Source organism: Pannonibacter sp. (genome assembly GCF_051860505.1).
Lineage (GTDB): Bacteria > Pseudomonadota > Alphaproteobacteria > Rhizobiales > Stappiaceae > Pannonibacter.
Genome location: NZ_JBHYDX010000023.1, coordinates 50,506 through 68,777, shown reverse-complemented (window position 1 = coordinate 68,777; position 18,272 = coordinate 50,506). Strand labels below are relative to the sequence as shown.

The following is an 18,272-nucleotide window of genomic DNA, read 5'->3' as shown; positions in this document are numbered from 1 at the left end:
TCACGCATTGCGCACCTTCATTCAAAGCAGGGAAAGATCGGTTGCGGCCGGGCATCAGCTTCGCCCAGGCTGGACTTGACATGCAGCAGCAGGGCATGAAGCTGTTCGGTCTGCGGTTCATCGAGACCGGCGGTCAGTTCCATCCTCACCCGGGCCAACGCTTCATCGATGCGCAGCAGAACAGGAGCGGCCGCATCGGTCAGCTCGATGATCCGCGCCCGCCGGTCACCCGGATCGACGACCCGGCGAATGATACCGCCCTGCTCCAGCCGGTCGAGATGACCGACGAGGCTCATGGGCTCGATCCCCATCAGTTCGGCAAGCACGCCCTGCCGCCGGCCGGGCATGCGGCGAATGATGTTGATGGCCCGCGCCTCTGCCGGCGTGAGGCCGGTGTCGACCTGTTCCAGCGCGACATCAAGGCGGCGCCGCAGCAGCCGGGCAACATCCGTCAGCAGCAACCCAAGGGGCGGATCCAGCGGTTCAGGCCAACTTTGAGAAGCGGCATTGTCGGTCATTTTGATAAGACAAACTGATAGTAAGGTTTCCTTATTAACTACACCCGCCTCGACATCACGTCAAGTGAAGCTGCCGCGTTGCACAAATCCGGCTTCCGCACTATACAGAGCGCGACTTTTCGTCCCGCCGCCTGATGGCGGGGAGCCACTATGCAAGGACACGCGCCTGCGGGCCACGGCCCGTCGTGTCTTTTGGAGCCATTAATGAACCTGCGCAACATCGCCATCATCGCCCACGTCGACCATGGCAAGACCACCCTGATCGACGTCCTTCTCAAGAAGTCGGGCTCCTTCCGCGACAACCAGCGCACGGAAGAGCGCATGATGGACTCCAACGACCTGGAGCGTGAGCGCGGTATTACGATCCTGGCAAAGGTGACCTCCCTCGTCTGGAACGACACCCGCATCAACATCGTCGACACGCCTGGCCACGCTGACTTTGGCGGCGAAGTCGAGCGCATCCTGCACATGGTCGACGGCGTGGTCCTGCTGGTGGACGCCGCAGAAGGCCCGATGCCGCAGACCAAGTTCGTGCTCGGCAAGGCGCTGAAGCTCGGCCTGAAGCCGATCGTGGCGATCAACAAGATCGACAAGCCGGAGCAGCGCGCCGAGGAAGTGCTCGACGAGGTATTCGACCTCTTCGCAGCCCTGGATGCCAACGAAGAACAGCTGGACTTCCCGGTCATCTACGGTTCTGCCAAGCAGGAGTGGATGGCCAACGACCCGTCCGGCCCGGCCGAATCCATGGCCCCGCTGTTTGATCTCATCATCAAGCACATCCCCGCACCGACGGCCGAAGAAGGCTCGTTCCGGATGCTGGCCACCACGATCGAGAGCAACCCGTTCCTGGGCCGCATCCTGACCGGCCGCATTGTCGCCGGCGAAGCGATCCCGAACATGCCGATCAAGGCCCTGTCCCGCGAAGGCAAGGTTGTCGAGACCGGCCGCATTTCGAAGGTGCTCGCGTTCCGTGGCCTGGAGCGCCAGCCGATTGAAAAGGGCGAAGCTGGCGACATCATCGCCATTGCCGGCATGCAGGAAGCCACCGTCGCCGACACGCTCTGCTCGATGGACGTGAGCCTTCCGATCAAGGCCCAGCCGATTGATCCGCCGACCCTCTCGATGACCTTCTTTGTCAACGACGGCCCGCTCGCCGGCACCGAGGGCGACAAGGTCCAGTCCCGCGTGATCCGCAAGCGCCTGATGGACGAAGCCGAAGGCAACGTCGCGCTGAAGATCGAAGACACTGCCGAGGGCGATGCATTCGTCGTGGCCGGTCGCGGCGAACTGCAACTCGCCATCCTGATCGAAAACATGCGCCGCGAAGGCTTCGAACTCTGCGTCGGTCGTCCGCGCGTGGTGTACCAGTTCGACGAGAAGGGCAACCGTCTCGAGCCGATCGAGGAAGTCACCATCGACGTCGACGAGGAACACTCCGGCGTCGTCGTGCAGAAACTGTCCGAACGCAAGGGCGAGCTGCGCGAGATGCGTCCGTCCGGTGGTGGCCGCACGCGCCTGCAGTTCTACGCGCCGACCCGTGGCCTCATCGGCTACCAGGGCGAGCTGCTGTCAGACACCCGTGGCACCGCCATCTTCAACCGCGTGTTCCACGAATACGCCCCGTACAAGGGCGACATTCCGACCCGCCACACCGGTGTGCTGATCTCCAATGGCGACGGCGAAGCGGTAGCTTACGCCATGTTCAACCTGGAAGATCGCGGCTCGATGATGATCGAGCCGGGCGTCAAGGTCTACCAGGGCATGATCATCGGCGAGCACACCCGTGGCAATGACCTCGAAGTGAACATCCTCAAGGGCAAGCAGCTCACCAACATCCGTGCCGCCGGCAAGGACGAGGCCGTGAAGCTGACCACCCCGATCCGCCTCAGCCTTGAAGCCGCGCTGTCCTACATCGCCGATGACGAGCTGGTGGAAGTGACCCCGAAGAGCATTCGCCTGCGCAAGGCCCTGCTGGACCCGAACGACCGCAAACGCGCCGAGCGCTCGGCCTCCAAGGGCAACTGAGCCAGGCTCGGTTATCTGGAAAATCCAAAGGGCCGCCCATCACCGGGCGGCCCTTTTGTTTAATGACAAACCTCGACCTCTCCGAAGTCATCCCGGTCAAGCGCAGCGCCGAGCCGGGACCGGAGAGTCGAGGCCTCTCGATTTCAATCAGTTACCCTCGGAGAGACCTTGGCCCTCCGGTCCCGGATCTCCGCTTCGCTGCGTCCGGGATGACGATGGAGGGTTTGTCAGCAGTCTGACGGCCGCCCGTTCACCGCGCGGCCATTTGCTTCTTGATCAAACTTTTTCCGTCAGCGGCCCGGCTCCCAGCCATCCGGAGCCATCTCGAAAGTGTCGAAAATGAAGCCGGGCGCGACCGTGCAGCCGACGAGCGTATAGTCGCCAAGGCTCTGCGCCTGCTGCCAGGCATGGCGCGGAACGATCGCCTGGGGATGCTGGCCGGCCGGCAGGTTGTCGCCGAGGGTCACCAGCTTGGCGGTCTGGCCATCTTCGCTGATGAACAGCTCAAGCGGCGCGCCGCCGTACCAATGCCAGACTTCCACGGCATCAATCCGGTGCCAGCGCGAGACCACCCCTTCAGGCAACAGGAAATAGATCGAAGTCGAGACCGGGCGCCCGGTCTCGTCGGTTTCGCTATCCCGAAAGGCTTCGACATAGAAGCCCCCTTCCGGGTGAGGCTGCATGCCAAGGCGGTCAATGACTTCGGTGAGGGAAAGATCGGTCAGGTGCATGGTTCAGAACGTGTCCTTTGCAATGCGCAACTTGGCAAAGACCTCAGCCGGGGCGGCACCCGCCATGCCAAGTTTCTCGGCAAACGCGGGATCGCCAGCGCGTAGGAACGGATTGAGTGCCTTCTCCCGCGCCATGGTCGTCGGAAGCGTCGGCAGGTGTTCGCTGCGCAGCCGCTCCACCTCCTGCACCCGCTGCCGCAATGCGGCGTTGTCCGGATCCATCGCCAGAGCAAACCGCCCGTTCGACAGCGTATACTCATGACCGCAGTAGATCACGGTTTCATCGGGCAGCTGACGCATAAGTTTGGCCAGCGACGCCCACATCATCTCCAGGTCCCCTTCAAACACCCGCCCGCAACCGAGCGAGAACAGCGTGTCGCCGGTATGCGCCACACCGCCTTCCGGAAAGTGCCAGGAAATCTGGTCCAGCGTATGCCCGGGCGTCGCCAGGGCATCGACGCGCAATCCGCCCAGGTTGAGCGTATCGCCGTCCTCGACGACGTCATCGAGATCCTGGACCTTGTCTCTCGACAGGGCAGGACCGATCACTTTTGCGCCCGTTGCCTCTTTTAGAGCGCTAAGCCCCTGGACGTGATCCCAGTGATGATGGGTGATCAGGATATGCGTCAGCCTCCAGCCGGTTTCGCGCAGTTCCTGAAGGTAAGGAGCCGCATCAGGCACGTCGATGGCAATGACCGTGTGGCTGACTTCATCCTTGAGAAGGACGCCGTAATTGTCGGTAAGGCAAATGAATTGCCGCCGGGCGAGGCGTGTCATTGTGGGCTCCCTGTGCCGTTGGTCGGGCGGAGAGTGGCAAAGCGGCGGCGCGGGGGCAAGCAAAAGCGCGACGGCATAACGGCTTGCGTTGCCGGGCAAGGCAAGGTTCAATCGCGCCGACCAGAAGCGGATGGCCCATGTATCTCGACGTCGCCGACCTCAGAACCTTTTACGATCTTCCGCTCGGCCGCCTTTTGCGCAGCCTCGTCGGAACCAGGATCCGCGCCCTGTGGCCAAGTGCGAAGGGCGAAGCGCTGCTTGGCCTCGGCTATGCCGGCCCATTCCTGCGCCCCTACATGGATGAGGCGGCCCGGTGTGTTGCGGCCATGCCGGCCCAGCAGGGCTGCGTGCATTGGCCACGGGAGCGGGCCAATGGCGCCGTCCTGGTCGAGGTGAACCAGTTGCCATTTTCAGATGCTGTGTTCGACCGGGCCATCATCGTCCACGCGCTGGATTTCAGCGGCGACCCGGCCGCCACATTGCGCGAGGCCTGGCGGGTTCTGGTGCCTGGCGGCAAGCTGATCGTCATCGTGCCCAATCGCAGCGGCCTGTGGTCGCAGTCGGAAACATCCCCCTTCGGCTATGGCCGCCCCTATTCCAAGGGACAGATCCAGAGCTTACTGAAGACATGCCAGTTCGACGTTATTGCGAAGGAAGAAGCACTGTATCTGCCTCCGAGCCGATCCAAGTTTATCCTGCGCAGCGCCCGGACGTGGGAAGCTCTGGGGCGCGCGCTATGGCCAGCCTTTGGCGGCATTCTGGTGATCGAAGCGGAAAAACGCCTCCATCGCGGTGTGCAGACGGAAAACGGCAAGAGCATGCTGCGCATCCTGCGGCCCGTCTTCGTGCCCGAAGGCGTCACGACCGGAATGAAGCCGGCGGGCCCTGGCTCAGCCCGGCACCCGCATGTCCGGCGCAAGCCACGATCCCGCTGACGCCTCAGCGCTTCAGCAGGAAGACAGCCTGTTCACCGATCAGGTTCCACAGCCACCAGGGCGCCGAAAACCCGATCCGCTCACCGCGACCGCTCAGGGCAACCGCCTTGACCACCGTCGCATCCATTTCCTCGACCAGCGCGACGAAATCCCGGATGGAGCAGAAGTGGATGTTGGGCGTGTCATACCACTGATAGGACAGATACTTGGTCACCGGCATGCGCCCGCGCCACAACAGCTGCATGCGGTTGCGCCAATGCGCAAAATTCGGGATCGAGACCACGACCTGGCCGCCGATTCGCAAGAGCTGCTCAAGGACGCCTTTCGGATCCCGCGTCGCCTGCAGCGTCTGGCTGAGGATCACCACATCAAAGGCGTTGTCGGGATAGTCCGACAGGTCCATGTCGGCATCGCCCTGGACCACCGACAACCCGCGCGCTACGGCCTTGTTCACGCCGCTCTGCGACAGCTCGATGCCGCGCCCATCGATATGCCGCCGCTCGGTGAGAAGCTGCAGCAAGGCCCCGTCCTCACAACCGACATCCAGCACCCGCGCGCCTTCCGGCACCAGGTCGCAAACGACAAGATGGTCGCCGCGCACCTGCGGCAGGCCGGAAACAGATGACAACTCGATACCCATCAGGCAGCTCCTCCGGGGGCCGGAATTCCGCGCGCACGCGCCGCGCCAGTCAGGAAACCGCGTACAGTGCGGAACATCTCCGGCTCATCCAGCAGGAAGGCATCGTGGCCCCGGTCACTTTCCACCTCGACAAAGGACACGTTTGCCGCCGCCGCGTTGAGCGCCCGAACCACCGCCTTGCTCTCCGAGGTCGGGAACAGCCAGTCCGTGGTGAAGGAAATCACGCAGAACCTTGTATTGGTCCGCAGGAATGCCTTGGCCAACGATCCGCCATGCTCGGCCGCCAGATCGAAATAGTCCATCGCCCGCGTGACATAGAGATAGGAGTTGGCATCGAAGCGATCGACAAAGGTCATGCCCTGATGCCGCAGGTAGCTCTCGATCTGGAAATCCGCGTCGAAACCGAAAGTCAGCGCTTCCCTGTCTTGCAGGTTGCGGCCGAATTTCCGGTGCAGCGACGTGTCGGACATGTAGGTGATATGCGCTGCCATGCGCGCTACGGACAGGCCCTTGCTCGGCCGCCGTCCGGCGCTGAGATAGGCGCCGCCGCACCAGTCGGGGTCGGCCATCACCGCCTGCCGCCCAACCTCGTGAAACGCGATATTCTGCGACGAGTGCCGGGCGCCGGCCGCAATCGGGATCGCAGAGAACACCTTCTGCGGAAACAGCGAGGCCCACTGCAGCACCTGCATGCCGCCCATGGAACCACCGATCACCGAAAACAACGTGTCGATGCCCAGATGCTCGACCAGCCGCGCCTGCGCACGCACCATGTCGCGGATCGTGACCAGGGGCAGGGTCAGTGCGTAAGGCGCGCCCGTCTTCGGATCGGTCGAGGCCGGGCCTGTCGTGCCCATGCAGCCGCCAAGAACATTCGAGCAGATGACAAAATAGCGGTCCGTATCCACCGGCTTGCCGGGTCCGACCAGCGACGTCCACCAGCCGGGCTTGCGGGTCACAGGGTTGGTCGAGGCCACATACTGGTCGCCCGTGAGGGCATGGCAGATCAGGATGGCATTGGAACGGTCATCGTTCAGCGTTCCATAGGTCTCATAGGCGATCTGCCAGGGCGACAGGATAACGCCGGAATCCAGCGGCAAAGCATCCTCGGCACCACAGCGCATGCACTGGCTGCTGGGCGTGTCGATCTCGCGCCGTTGTGCCAGCTCAAGATCCGCCGGAGTGAGACCGGCTGGGGCAGGACTGTCCTGGACTGGTATGTCGCTCATTGTCCGCAGCAACGTCCCTGTTTTGGGTCCCGTTCAAAAGGACCGTTTCGCGCCTGTCTTACAGGGGATGGCATGGACAAACCACCCGTTTCAAGGGGCTGTTAGCTAGGGTTGCGCGCCCTGTGGTGTCAATGTTTTCTTTTGCTTTCCGGATGGCTCCTGCCTATGACTATCCGCCGCGAGGACAGCAGTTTCAGGAAGGCCCATCCCGTCATGACCAACGACCAGGCCCCCTCATCGGCCCTCGACGCCCTGCGCCAGCGCATCGATGCAATCGATGCCGAGTTGCACCGCCTGCTCATGGAGCGCGTGAGGGTGATCGATGGCATTGTGGCCGCAAAACGCGCCAGCGGAGCGGACGCCGTCATGTTCCGCCCGGATCGCGAGGCAGACATGATGCGCCGGCTGGTCGAACGACATTCGGGCACCCTGCCGCTAACCACTGTCGAGCACATCTGGCGCGAGATCATCACTTCCTGCACCCGTCTGCAGGGCGACTTTGCCGTGCATCTGGACGGCGGCGCCGATATCGCCGACATGCGCGATCTCGCCCGTTACTACTTCGGATTTTCCGTCGAGATGGAATCGCCCGGCGATGCGGCCGATGTGGTGGGAACAGTGGCGGCCTCCCATTCGGATCTCGGGATCATCTCGCTTGCCGAACGCGCGGAAGTGCCGTGGTGGCGCGGCCTCGGCGTTGACGGCGCACAGATCATCGCCCGCCTGCCGTTCTTCGTCGCCCATGACCGCCCGGCGGATCTCGATGCCGTTGTCATCAGCCGCCCGATCCCGGATGCAGCCACCGTCGATACTGCGGTGTTCGATGCGCGTTGGACCGGCATCCTGCCCGGCAACCTGATGAACAGCGGCCTTGAAGTGCTGAGCTTCTTCCGCACGGCAGAGGGCGTGGACGCGCTTCTGGCGGCCTCCGGTGACCTGAGCGAAGGCGACGTCCTCGCCCTTTGCGCAGCGGCCGGGGCGGAACCGGATGTCATTCGATACGTCGGCGGCTACGCTTCGCCCATCGATATCGAGACTGATCTGGACAATGACGAAGAATTTGGCGCCGAAGCAGAATAGTCCGGCGCTGTGCTGACTTGAGGCCGCCAAGCCGGCCAGACACGATTTGAGTTGAGGAACTGACATGAGCAACAGCACCAAGAGCCGCCCGACCCCGCGCGCCGGCATTCTTGACATCGCCCCCTATGTGCCCGGCAAGTCGAAGGCCAGCGGCGGAGCGAAGGTCTACAAGCTGTCGTCCAACGAGTCGCCCATTGGCGCAAGCGAGGCCGCAAAGGCCGCCATCGCTGCGGTCGCAGGCCAGCTCGAGCTTTACCCGGACGGCTCTTCCAGCGCCCTGCGCGAGGCTATCGGCGAGGTCACCGGGATCAACCCCGACCGTATCATCTGCGGTGCCGGGTCGGACGAGATCCTGACCCTGATCGCCAACACCTATCTCGCCCCGGGCGACGAGGCGATCTACTCGCAGTTCGGGTTCCTGGTCTACCCGATCGTCATTCGTGGGGCAGGCGCCACGCCCGTCGTCGCTCCGGAGAAGAACCTGACGGCAGATGTCGACGGCATTCTCGCCCTGGTCAACGACAAGACCAAGATCGTCTTCCTGGCCAACCCGAACAATCCGACCGGCACCTATCTGCCCTTCGATGAAGTCCGGCGCCTGCATGCCGGCCTTCCCGGGCACGTGATTCTGGTGCTGGACGCAGCCTATGCCGAATATGTCCGGCGCAATGACTATGAGAGCGGACTGGAACTGGCGGCGACGTCCGACAATGTCATCATGACGCGCACCTTCTCCAAGATTTACGGCCTTGCCAATCTCCGCCTCGGCTGGTGCTTCGGCCCGGCCGAGATGATCGATGCGATGAACCGCATTCGCGGCCCATTCAACGTCTCCGGCCCGGCCATGGCTGCCGGCATTGCCGCGATCCGGGACCGGGCTTTTGTCGAGAAGGCGATAGCCCATAACGACGAATGGCTGCCCTGGGTCGCCTCACAGCTGGAAGCACTCGGCCTCAAGGTCACGCCGAGCGTTGGCAACTTCGTTCTGGTCCATTTCCCGGACACAGATGGCAAACGCGCCAGGGATGCCGACACCTATTTGTCGGAGCATGGCTTCATCCTGCGCGCCGTGGCCAACTACGGCCTGCCGGATGCCTTGCGCCTGACCATCGGCACAGAGGAAGCCAACCGCGCCGTCATTGCCGCCATCGCTGATTTTCTCCGCAAGTAAGGCTGCTGCAGGTCAGCTCAGCCCGAACTCCGGTCCGGCAGACTTTTGCCGGACCGCGCAACCCATCAAGATCAAAGCATGTCCAGCGTCCTTTTCGACCGCATCGCCCTTGTCGGCATTGGCCTGATCGGGTCCTCCCTTGCCCGGATCATCCGGCAGGAAGGCCTCGCCCGGGAAATTGTCATCTCCACCCGCTCGCCGGAAACCCTGGCCCGCGCGGAAGAGCTGCAGCTCGGTGACCGATATTGCACCGATGCCGGCGAAGCGGTCGTGAACGCTGATCTTGTCATTGTCAGCGTTCCTGTCGGCGCAAGCGAGGCAGTGGCCCGCACCATCGCTCCGCACCTGAAGCCAGGCGCGATCCTGACGGATGTCGGCTCCACGAAGGCCTCGGTCGTGTCCCAGATGGCCCCTCATGTCCCCGAGGGCGTCCACTTCATTCCTGGACACCCGATCGCAGGAACCGAGCACTCCGGTCCGGACGCGGGCTTTGCCAGCCTGTTCCAGAACCGCTGGTGCATCCTGACACCGGTCGAGGGGGCCGACCAGAACGCCGTCGACCGCCTCTCTGCCTTCTGGACCGCCTGCGGCTCGAATGTCGACGTGATGGATCCCGGGCACCATGACCTGGTGCTCGCCATCGTGTCGCATCTGCCGCACATCATCGCCTACAACATCGTTGGCACCGCGGACGATCTGGAGACTGTGACAAAGTCGGAAGTGATCAAGTACTCGGCTTCGGGTTTCCGCGACTTCACGCGTCTGGCAGCCTCCGATCCGGTGATGTGGCGCGACGTCTGCCTGCACAACAAGGACGCGATCCTTGAAATGCTGTCGCGGTTCTCCGAGGATCTGGCAGCGCTTCAGCGTGCGATCCGATGGGGCGATGGACAGGCCTTGTTCGACCTGTTCACACGGACCCGTGGCATCCGCCGCTCAATCATCGAGGCCGGCCAGGAAACGGAAGCCCCTGACTTCGGGCGCCAGAAGGTCTGAGCGGTTCAGATTTCCTTAGACATGCTGCAGATCGGCATGAATTTACTCAGGATATCTTAGCAATTTAACCTGTGTAATGCCCGTCAGAACCTTAGGGGATGGGCATGCAGGTGTTTTCAGGACGCAAGGATTCACGGCTGATTGCAGGCGTCCTGCTGGGCGCGATCGCCTTTGTCGTCGGCGCCTTCTTTGTCACCGGCATGGCCGTCAACCGCTGGATCTCGAAAGACGCAGAAGCACACTCAACGCTCTGGGCGCAAACCCTTGCGAACTCCATTCCGGATCTGGAACGCATTGCCGAGGGCACCCCTCCCTCGGCAGAAACGCTTGATCGGATCGAGATGGCAAAGGGCATGGGCAAGGTCTTCAAGGTGAGAATTTTCGACCGGGAAGGCCAGGCCCGCCTCACCTCCGATGCGAAAGGCATCAGCATCCGCTCCGAAGAGACACTGTCCGACCATAACCCGCTGGCCGCACAGGTCGTGGCGTCCGGCAAGCCCTTCACCGTTGTGAAAGACGGAACCGCTGAGGGTCGCCCGGCGGTCTATGCCTCCACTTTTCTGCCGATCTATCGCGATGGCCGGATGATCGCTGTTGTCGAGACCTATGTCGACGAGGCCGAAACCGCTGTCCTGTTCCGCCGTGAACTCACTGCGGCCGGTATCGGCATCAGTCTGCTTTTGTTGACCCTGGTGATCGGTCCCTTCTTTGCGTTGCGGCGCATGGCCCGCGCCCGGGCTCTGAGTGATGCCCGCGCCACCTTCCTCGCCCAGCATGACAGCCTCACCGGGCTGCTGAACCGCAGCGCCTTTCTCGCCCAGCTCGACAAACGGCTTGCCGGCGTCACCGACACCTCGCCCGGCCTTGCGATCCACCACATCGACATCGACGGTTTCAAGACATTGGCCGAGGATCTGGGTCCTGACCTCAGCGACACACTGATCCGCCTCGTCGCCATGCGCGCGCGCGAGACGGTCCGAACCCTTGATTTTGTCGGACGCCTTGGCAGCGATGAGTTGTTGATCGCCCAGTGCGGTCTCACCTCGCGCGAGCAGGCGCAGGCCATGGTCGCGCGGCTTGTTGCACGGCTGAGCGAACCCTACGCGCTGGAAGAGCGGGACATTCGGCTGGCCTTCAGTATCGGCTCGGCGCTGGCGCCCCAAGATGCCACGTCAGGCCGTGATCTGGTACACAAGGCGAGCCTCGCACTGATGTTCGTCAAGAATGCCGGCGGCCACGACACGGGCTTTTTCCGCGACACGATGGAAGCGGACATGCAACGCCGGCGGCAACTGGAACGCCGGCTGCGATTGGCTGCGCGGGAAAGCGACTTCGTCCTCTTCTTCCAACCCATCATGAGTGTCGCAAGCGCCAAGGTGGTCGGCTTCGAGGCGCTTCTGCGCCTGCCGGATGGACATGGCGGGCTGGTGTCGCCGAACGAGTTCCTGCCCCTTGCGGAGAAGCTTGGCCTGCTGCCGCAAATCGGCGATTGGGTGCTGGCGCGGGCCTGTGAGGCCGCCGTGCAGTGGCCGGACGGCATTTCGATTGCCGCCAATCTTTCCCCCTCCCAGTTTGAAGGGGGAACGCTGCCGGGCCGCGTCGCGGAAATCCTTGCCGACACCGGCCTGGAACCGGCCCGGCTGGAACTGGAGATCACCGAAACCCTGTTGCTGCGCGATGATGAAACGGTCATGTCGCAGCTTCGCCAGCTCAAGGCGCTCGGCGTCAGCATCGTCATGGACGACTTTGGGTCCGGCTACTCCAGCCTGAGCTATCTCTGGCGTTTTCCCTTTGACAAGATCAAGATCGATCGCAGTTTCATGGCCGCCTATGCGCAGTCAACCGAGACTGTCCAGAAGATCCTGTCGGCAACAGTGGCGCTTGGTCATGCCCTCAACATGCAGGTGACCATCGAAGGCGTCGAAACGGTGTTTCAGGCACGGGCCCTCGAGACGGTCGCCTGCGACCGGCTGCAAGGCTATCTCTTTGGCAAGCCCATGGCAGATATCGAAATCCCGGCGAGCTTGCTGAATGAGTTCCTGCGCACCGTCAATCAGGTATCCGAACATCCGGACACCGGCCGAGCCAAGACGGTCTCCGTTTCCTGATCCCTGCCAAAGCAGCAACAGCAGGCATCAATGGCTGCGGAAAGCCACAAAGCTTGCAATATCTGCAAGCCTCTGGCCGACCGGACCAAGCTCGCCGGCCAGCCCGGAAGCCTCCGCGACCAGTTCGGCAAGGATGGCGCGTGTCCGCTCTGGACCATACAGGCTGACCAGCGTCGCCTTGCCGGCCTCCGCATCCTTGCCAGTCGCCTTGCCCATGACCTCCGGTGATGCCTCCAGATCCAGAAGATCGTCGGCCAGTTGGAAAGCCAGACCAACTACCTCGCCATAGCGGCGCAAACGGACAATATCCTCATCCGAGGCATTGCCAAGCCGGGCACCGGCCTCGCACGCATAACGAAGCAACGCACCGGTCTTCATGGCCTGCAGCGTCCGGATCTCGTCTTCCGCCAGGGTCCGATGCTCCGACTGAAGGTCCAGCATCTGGCCACCGGCCATGCCGCCGACGCCGGCCGCGCGGGCCAGGTCCCTCGACAGCACCAGCCGGACGGCCGGGTCATCATGCACCCGCGGATCCGCGATCAGGTCAAAGGCTAGCGTCAGGAGACTGTCGCCCGCCAGGATCGCCGTTGCCTCGTCATAAGCCTTGTGAACGGTGGGCAGGCCCCGGCGCAGGTCATCATCGTCCATCGCCGGCAGATCGTCATGCACTAGCGAATAGCTGTGCAGACATTCAAGCGCGGCAGCAGCTACAAGGACGCCCGGATCCTGACGGCCAAACGCCCTCGCGCATTCGATCACCAACAGCGGCCGCAGCCGCTTGCCGCCATTCAGGGTGGCATGACGCATCGCGGCCAGGAGCCGCTCGGGCCGAACCCTTTCACCCGCTCGCGGTTCGGCCGACAGCGCCTCCGTGATCGTGTGTTCCATTTTCAGCGCCGTGTCGCGCAGGGCCTCTTCCAGCCAAGCCACGCCAATGCCCATACCTGTCCCCTGCCATTGCTTTGCCCGTTCACACGCCAGTGCGGAAAAGACCTGCCTTGCCTGTCCGCGCCGGCGTGGTCGAACAGGGCCCTGCGTGTCCGGTTTTCAGCGTCCCGTCAAGCGTCTTGGGACCCGGCACGGTCCCGCCCACTTTGACGTGGTCACCCAGCGCATGTAGAACAGTCTGAACGGGCCACATCTGGCAAGCGATCCGGTTTGCGGCAAAAGGGGCGACTGGCTGAGCGATGTTTGAACCTGTGGCGGGAGACAGCCGGCGGGATGACGCTTCTGATGCAACCGCCAGGCCACAGCTGGCAACAGCCATGAACGAGCGCCGCCCGCGCAGGGGTCTTGGTCGACGGATTGTCCGCTTCATATTCATTTGCGGCCTGATCGCGGTCGCGACACCGCCCGTGCTGACGCTTGTCTATGCCGTCGTGCCGCCGGTCAGCACCCTGATGCTGGGCCGCTATGCACAGGGGCTCTGGGTCGACCGGCAGTGGCGCTCCCTGGATGAAATCTCCCCCAGCCTGGTCCGTGCGGTCATTACGTCTGAAGACAGTGCTTTTTGCAGCCATGATGGCGTCGACTGGGTGGCACTCGAAAGTCAGATCGAGCGGCTCAACGCCGGCAAGGACGCCCGCGGTGCCAGTACGATCTCCATGCAGCTGGCCAAGAACCTGTTCCTGTGGGGTGATCGCAGCTTCGTTCGCAAGGGTCTCGAGCTGCCGCTTGCCATGATGCTGGATCTCATGCTGACCAAGCGCAGGATCATGGAACTCTATCTCAACATCGCCGAGTGGGGCGAAGGCATCTTCGGGGCGGAGGCGGCAGCACAAGCCTGGTTCGGCAAGCCGGCAGCGAAGCTGACCCAGGCTGAGGCCTCGCGGCTGGCAACCGCCCTGCCCAATCCGTTTCTGCGCAATCCGGCCAAGCCGGGCCGTGGCCACGCCCGTCTGGCCCGCACCAACGAAAGCCGCGTGGTTCAGGCCGGAGACATTTTTTCCTGCGTCCTGGGACGTCCTTAAGGGGCAAAAGAAAAATTCGGCTCTCCTCTGGCATATGCCGGACATTGCCTGTATAAGGCCCAGCATTCCGACACGCTGCGTGGTTTCACGCCCCGGGCAAACCCGGTCCGGGCGGCGTGGACTATGGACTACGGAGAACAAGAACATGGCCGTTCCGAAGAGAAAAACTTCGCGCATGAAGCGCGGTTTTCGCCGTTCCGCGGACGCCCTGAAGCAGCCGACTTACGTCGAGGACAAGGATTCGGGCGAACTGCGCCGTCCGCATCACGTCGACCTCAAGACTGGCATGTACCGGGGCCGTCAGATCCTTTCGATCAAGCAAGACGTTTGATCAAGGGATCGCTGCGGCGACTGAAATCCTGATCAAGGCCGGCGGCAACGCCGGCCTTTTTCATGTGCTCGGGTCCCTGCAAGGTCGTTTCATGTCGAGCAGTCAAGACCGGTTCCAGTCTATAATATGGCTTCACGCCGCCTGACATGTGCAGGTTCCCGAGCACCCTTGCAGACCCTTTCGGAGGTTTCTCATGTCGCTGCTTCTGTCCATTCCCCTGACTGTTCTGCCGTTGGTGCTCTATAATTTCGTGGCGTTCGGCTGGTTCGGACCGATCTCCGGCGACCCCTGGTTCGCCCCCGTCATAACAGTCGAGATGGTCTCGTCGGCCCGGTTCACCCTGGTCCTCGGCGACATGATCCTGACGCTCGCCCTGGCGCTGCTGTTTGTCGAGATCCTGAAGGCGACCCGCACCGGCACCGCCGTGCTCTCCGACCACATCCTGTCGATGGTGGTGTTTGTCGTCTATCTGATCGAGTTCCTGACCATCCGCGAAGCGGCGACCTCCACCTTTTTCCTGCTGATGGTCATTGCCGCGATCGATGTCATCGCCGGCTTCACGGTCACGATTTCCGGCGCCCGGCGCGACGTCAGCTTTACCGGCAACTGAAGGCGGACAGCGCAAAGCCGGAATTCGATCGGCAAGACTGGGGGGACATGGGTTGTCAGGTTTTCGGGTCCGGCCCTTGCCCTGCCGCACCTTCCGGCTCCGGCAACGCATGGCGCTGGATCAGCGGCAACTGGAACAAGGTGAAGACCAGGGTGATCGGCATCATGCCGAATACCTTGAAACTCACCCAGAAATCCGTCGAGAAGCTGCGCCAGACCACTTCATTGACGCCTGCCAGAAACAGGAAGAACAGGCCCCAGCGCAGCGTCAGCACGCGCCAGCCTTCATCCGTGAGGCGGAAGGCACTGTCAAAGACATAGCCCAGCAGCGAACGGCCGAACAGCAACCCGCCGAGCAGGATAACACCGAACAGGGTGTTGATGATCGTCGGCTTCAGCTTGATGAACAGTTCGTCATGCAGCCAAAGGGTCAACGCGCCGAACACCAGAACGATAAGGCCGGAGACGAGCGGCATGATCGGGAGACGCTTCGTCAGCCACAGCGACACGCCTAGCGACAGCGAGATCGCCACCATGAAGGCGGCCGTTGCCAGAAAAATGGGGCCGCCGAAAATCGCCAACTGAGGCACCGCCGCCTGGATCTGCTCGCCCCGCGCATTGAACAGGAAAAACACCGCGAGCGGTCCGAGTTCCAGCGCCAGCTTCAACAGCGGCGCCATCTCCTTGCCGCCCATCTCCTTGAGCCGCTGCGGGTCATTCGGTGCGCGTTCCAGGTCCATTGTCTCTCCACTGGCCGATCAGCCTTGAGTGTGTCCGATCCCCGCAGATAGGGACACAGGGCCCGGCGGGTCAACACCAATCACCCAGGAAAACGCCAAACAAAAAAGGGGCGCCACAGCCGGGCGCCCCTCTTGAGCCAACCAGAAACTGGTTCAGCCGTTGGCGATATACTGGCCGCCGTTGAGTGTCAGGACCGCGCCGGTCATGAAAGCGGCACTGTCGGCCGCAAGATAGACCACAGCCTGGGCGATTTCTTCAGGATGCCCAAGACGACCAACCGGAATGCCGGCGATGATCTGCTGCAGCACCTTTTCCGGCATCGCCGCGACCATGTCCGTGTTGATGTAACCTGGGCAGATGGCATTGACCGTGATGCCCTTGAAGGCATTTTCCTGCGCCAACGCCTTGGTGAAACCAATCACGCCCGCCTTTGCGGCGGAGTAGTTGGCCTGACCCATCTGGCCCTTCTGGCCGTTGATCGAGGAAATGTTGATGATACGGCCAAAGCTGCGATTGCGCATGCCTTCGATAACCGGGCGGGTCATGGTGAACATGCTGTCGAGGTTGGTCGACAGCACGGCCCGCCACTGTTCGAAGCTCATCTTGTGGAACATGCCGTCACGGGTGATGCCGGCATTGTTGACGAGGATCTCGACGGGTCCGAGGTCGGCTTCGACCTGGGCAATGCCCTTGGCGCATTCGTCCTCGCTGGCGACATCCCACTTGTAAACATGAATACCTGTGGCGGCCTTGAAGGCTTCCGCCTTCTCTGTGTTGCCCGCATATGTCGCGGCGACAGTGTAGCCCGCTGCCTTGAGGGCCAGTGAAATGGCTTCGCCAATGCCACGCGTCCCGCCGGTAACCAGTGCGACCTTGCTCATTCTCGTCTCCCAATGCTTCGGGCCTTCTTGACGCGAGGCCCTGTTCCCTTCTGACTGCTGCATTTCAGGCGGACACCGCAATTGGCCATTCGGACCGGGCCTCGCCATCATCAGACCGGCGGGCAGGCAAAGCGCCTGTCCGCAGGTCCAGATCTGGAACCGGAGTGAGACTGGCCGTCACTCCAGACTTGTCAGACGCGATCTCAGGCGCGCTCGACGCACATGGCAACCCCCATGCCACCGCCGATGCACAGGGTCGCCAGGCCCTTCTTGGCATCGCGGCGGCCCATTTCGTGCAGCAAGGTCACGAGGATGCGGGCGCCCGAAGCGCCGATCGGATGACCGATAGCGATGGCGCCACCGTTGACGTTGACGATGTCCGGGTTCCAGCCGAGGTCCTTGTTAACCGCACAGGCCTGGGCGGCAAAGGCTTCGTTGGCCTCGACCAGATCGAGATCGGCCGCAGACCAGCCGGCCTTTTCAAGCGCCTTGCGCGACGCCGGGATCGGACCCGAACCCATCACGGCCGGATCGACGCCGACCGTTGCCCAGGAAGCGATGCGGGCGAGCGGGGTCAGGCCACGACGCGCGGCTTCAGCAGCGCTCATCACCACCAGGGCGGCCGCGCCATCATTGAGGCCCGAGGCGTTGCCGGCGGTCACGCTGCCGTCCTTGGTGAAGGCAGGGCGAAGCTTCACCATGCTGTCCAGCGTCGCGCCGTGACGAATGTACTCGTCTGCGTCGATCACCTTGTCGCCCTTGCGGTCGGCCACGGTCACCGGGGTGATTTCGTCAACGAACTTGCCGGCCTTCTGGGCAGCTTCGGCCTTGTTCTGCGAGGCGAGGGCAAAGGCGTCCTGCTCTTCGCGGGAAATCTGCCACTTCTGAGCGACGTTCTCGGCGGTCTGGCCCATGTGATAGCCGTTGAAGGCATCCCAGAGGCCGTCCTTGATCATCGTGTCGATCATCTTGTAGTCGCCCATCTTGTAGCCGGCGCGCATGGGAGCGCAGTGCGGCGAGAGCGACATGTTTTCCTGGCCACCGGCGACCATGATCGTGGCATCGCCGCACATGATCTGCTGGGCTGCGATGGCGACGGTGCGAAGACCGGAACCGCAGACCTGGTTCAGCAACCAGGCGGTGGAGCCTTCGGACAGGCCAGCGGCAATTGCAGCCTGGCGGGCCGGGTTCTGGCCCTGGCCTGCGGTCAGGACCTGGCCAAAGACCAATTCGTCGACTTCAGCACCAGACACGCCGGCTTTCGCAAGTGCGGCCTTGATGACTGTCGCGCCCAGCTCGTGAGCTGGGACATTGGCGAAGGAACCATTGAAGGAACCCACTGGGGTACGGGTGGCACTGACGATAACGACGTCGGTTGAAGCGCTCATGAAGACCTCCGGATGACTGATTCCCCCAAGGGCACGGCAGATCCTCCGCTGTTTTTTATCCGGATCCGGCGGCCCCCACTCGACCCGACTAGAAACCGACGACTGGCGCAAGTCAACCGGACTTCACATGCGCAATGGCGCG

The 18,272-nt window shown here is 62.7% G+C and carries 18 protein-coding genes; 9 read left to right on the top strand and 9 right to left on the bottom strand.

Annotation, left to right across the window (positions count from 1 at the left end):
* Nucleotides 1-17: 17 nt before the first annotated feature.
* A complete protein-coding gene (locus ACTIFE_RS15880; protein ID WP_439530136.1) occupies nucleotides 18-461 on the bottom strand; it encodes a MarR family winged helix-turn-helix transcriptional regulator in 444 nt (147 codons plus the stop codon).
* 261 nt (nucleotides 462-722) lie between these two features.
* Between ACTIFE_RS15880 and typA the strand changes: the two genes are divergently transcribed.
* Entirely contained in the window at nucleotides 723-2,543 is a 1,821-nt protein-coding gene (gene typA, locus ACTIFE_RS15875) for a translational GTPase TypA (RefSeq protein ID WP_439530135.1), read from the top strand.
* A gap of 290 nt (nucleotides 2,544-2,833) precedes the next feature.
* Here typA and ACTIFE_RS15870 read toward each other — a convergent pair whose 3' ends face one another.
* Both ACTIFE_RS15870 and gloB read right to left on the bottom strand, forming a co-directional pair.
* Nucleotides 2,834-3,274 carry a cupin domain-containing protein gene (locus ACTIFE_RS15870; RefSeq protein WP_439530134.1) on the bottom strand — a complete coding sequence of 147 codons (441 nt, stop codon included), beginning with the start codon at nucleotides 3,272-3,274 and terminating at the stop codon, nucleotides 2,834-2,836.
* 3 nt (nucleotides 3,275-3,277) lie between these two features.
* Nucleotides 3,278-4,051 carry a hydroxyacylglutathione hydrolase gene (gloB, locus tag ACTIFE_RS15865; RefSeq protein WP_439530133.1) on the bottom strand — a complete coding sequence of 258 codons (774 nt, stop codon included), beginning with the start codon at nucleotides 4,049-4,051 and terminating at the stop codon, nucleotides 3,278-3,280.
* A 137-nt stretch (nucleotides 4,052-4,188) separates the two neighbouring features.
* On the opposite strand from gloB, the gene ACTIFE_RS15860 reads away from it, so the two are divergent.
* The gene (locus tag ACTIFE_RS15860; RefSeq protein WP_439530132.1) at nucleotides 4,189-4,986 is read left to right on the top strand and encodes a class I SAM-dependent methyltransferase; all 798 of its coding nucleotides are present in this window, start codon (nucleotides 4,189-4,191) and stop codon (nucleotides 4,984-4,986) included.
* A 4-nt stretch (nucleotides 4,987-4,990) separates the two neighbouring features.
* On the opposite strand, the gene metW is transcribed toward ACTIFE_RS15860, so the two are convergent.
* Together metW and metX are read right to left on the bottom strand one after the other, a co-directional pair.
* Nucleotides 4,991-5,626, bottom strand: a complete 636-nt coding sequence (gene metW, locus ACTIFE_RS15855) for a methionine biosynthesis protein MetW (protein WP_106753651.1) — start codon at nucleotides 5,624-5,626, stop codon at nucleotides 4,991-4,993.
* A complete protein-coding gene (gene metX / locus ACTIFE_RS15850; RefSeq protein ID WP_244294006.1) occupies nucleotides 5,626-6,750 on the bottom strand; it encodes a homoserine O-acetyltransferase MetX in 1,125 nt (374 codons plus the stop codon). Before metX ends, metW begins: the two co-directional genes overlap by 1 nt.
* A 318-nt stretch (nucleotides 6,751-7,068) precedes the next feature.
* On the opposite strand from metX, the gene pheA reads away from it, so the two are divergent.
* From pheA to ACTIFE_RS15830, 4 genes are all read left to right on the top strand, one after another.
* A complete protein-coding gene (gene pheA / locus ACTIFE_RS15845) occupies nucleotides 7,069-7,935 on the top strand; it encodes a chorismate mutase (RefSeq protein ID WP_439530131.1) in 867 nt (288 codons plus the stop codon).
* Nucleotides 7,936-7,999: 64 nt separating this feature from the next.
* Complete coding sequence (gene hisC, locus ACTIFE_RS15840; protein WP_439530130.1) at nucleotides 8,000-9,106, top strand: histidinol-phosphate transaminase; 1,107 nt, start codon at nucleotides 8,000-8,002, stop codon at nucleotides 9,104-9,106.
* Nucleotides 9,107-9,184: 78 nt separating this feature from the next.
* Nucleotides 9,185-10,102: a prephenate/arogenate dehydrogenase family protein gene (locus ACTIFE_RS15835; RefSeq protein ID WP_439530129.1), complete on the top strand. Its 918-nt coding sequence runs from the start codon at nucleotides 9,185-9,187 to the stop codon at nucleotides 10,100-10,102.
* A 104-nt stretch (nucleotides 10,103-10,206) separates the two neighbouring features.
* Nucleotides 10,207-12,210, top strand: a complete 2,004-nt coding sequence (locus tag ACTIFE_RS15830) for a putative bifunctional diguanylate cyclase/phosphodiesterase (RefSeq protein ID WP_439530128.1) — start codon at nucleotides 10,207-10,209, stop codon at nucleotides 12,208-12,210.
* A gap of 27 nt (nucleotides 12,211-12,237) precedes the next feature.
* Here the strand turns inward: ACTIFE_RS15830 and ACTIFE_RS15825 are convergent, their stop codons facing one another.
* Nucleotides 12,238-13,152: a polyprenyl synthetase family protein gene (locus tag ACTIFE_RS15825; RefSeq protein WP_439530127.1), complete on the bottom strand. Its 915-nt coding sequence runs from the start codon at nucleotides 13,150-13,152 to the stop codon at nucleotides 12,238-12,240.
* 323 nt (nucleotides 13,153-13,475) lie between these two features.
* On the opposite strand from ACTIFE_RS15825, the gene mtgA reads away from it, so the two are divergent.
* The 3 genes from mtgA to ACTIFE_RS15810 all read left to right on the top strand — a co-directional run bounded on the left by mtgA (nucleotide 13,476) and on the right by ACTIFE_RS15810 (nucleotide 15,121).
* Nucleotides 13,476-14,180 carry a monofunctional biosynthetic peptidoglycan transglycosylase gene (mtgA, locus tag ACTIFE_RS15820; RefSeq protein WP_439530126.1) on the top strand — a complete coding sequence of 235 codons (705 nt, stop codon included), beginning with the start codon at nucleotides 13,476-13,478 and terminating at the stop codon, nucleotides 14,178-14,180.
* A gap of 145 nt (nucleotides 14,181-14,325) precedes the next feature.
* Nucleotides 14,326-14,511, top strand: a complete 186-nt coding sequence (gene rpmF, locus ACTIFE_RS15815) for a 50S ribosomal protein L32 (protein ID WP_106753646.1) — start codon at nucleotides 14,326-14,328, stop codon at nucleotides 14,509-14,511.
* Between the two features lie 193 nt (nucleotides 14,512-14,704).
* Nucleotides 14,705-15,121 carry a hypothetical protein gene (locus ACTIFE_RS15810; RefSeq protein ID WP_439530125.1) on the top strand — a complete coding sequence of 139 codons (417 nt, stop codon included), beginning with the start codon at nucleotides 14,705-14,707 and terminating at the stop codon, nucleotides 15,119-15,121.
* 55 nt (nucleotides 15,122-15,176) lie between these two features.
* Here ACTIFE_RS15810 and ACTIFE_RS15805 read toward each other — a convergent pair whose 3' ends face one another.
* From ACTIFE_RS15805 to ACTIFE_RS15795, 3 genes are all read right to left on the bottom strand, one after another.
* Nucleotides 15,177-15,860 (bottom strand): septation protein A, encoded by a 684-nt coding sequence (locus tag ACTIFE_RS15805; RefSeq protein ID WP_439530124.1) that lies wholly within the window; start codon nucleotides 15,858-15,860, stop codon nucleotides 15,177-15,179.
* 153 nt (nucleotides 15,861-16,013) lie between these two features.
* Nucleotides 16,014-16,742: an acetoacetyl-CoA reductase gene (gene phbB / locus ACTIFE_RS15800; RefSeq protein WP_439530123.1), complete on the bottom strand. Its 729-nt coding sequence runs from the start codon at nucleotides 16,740-16,742 to the stop codon at nucleotides 16,014-16,016.
* 203 nt (nucleotides 16,743-16,945) lie between these two features.
* Nucleotides 16,946-18,130 carry an acetyl-CoA C-acetyltransferase gene (locus ACTIFE_RS15795; RefSeq protein WP_439530122.1) on the bottom strand — a complete coding sequence of 395 codons (1,185 nt, stop codon included), beginning with the start codon at nucleotides 18,128-18,130 and terminating at the stop codon, nucleotides 16,946-16,948.
* Nucleotides 18,131-18,272: the final 142 nt, after the last annotated feature.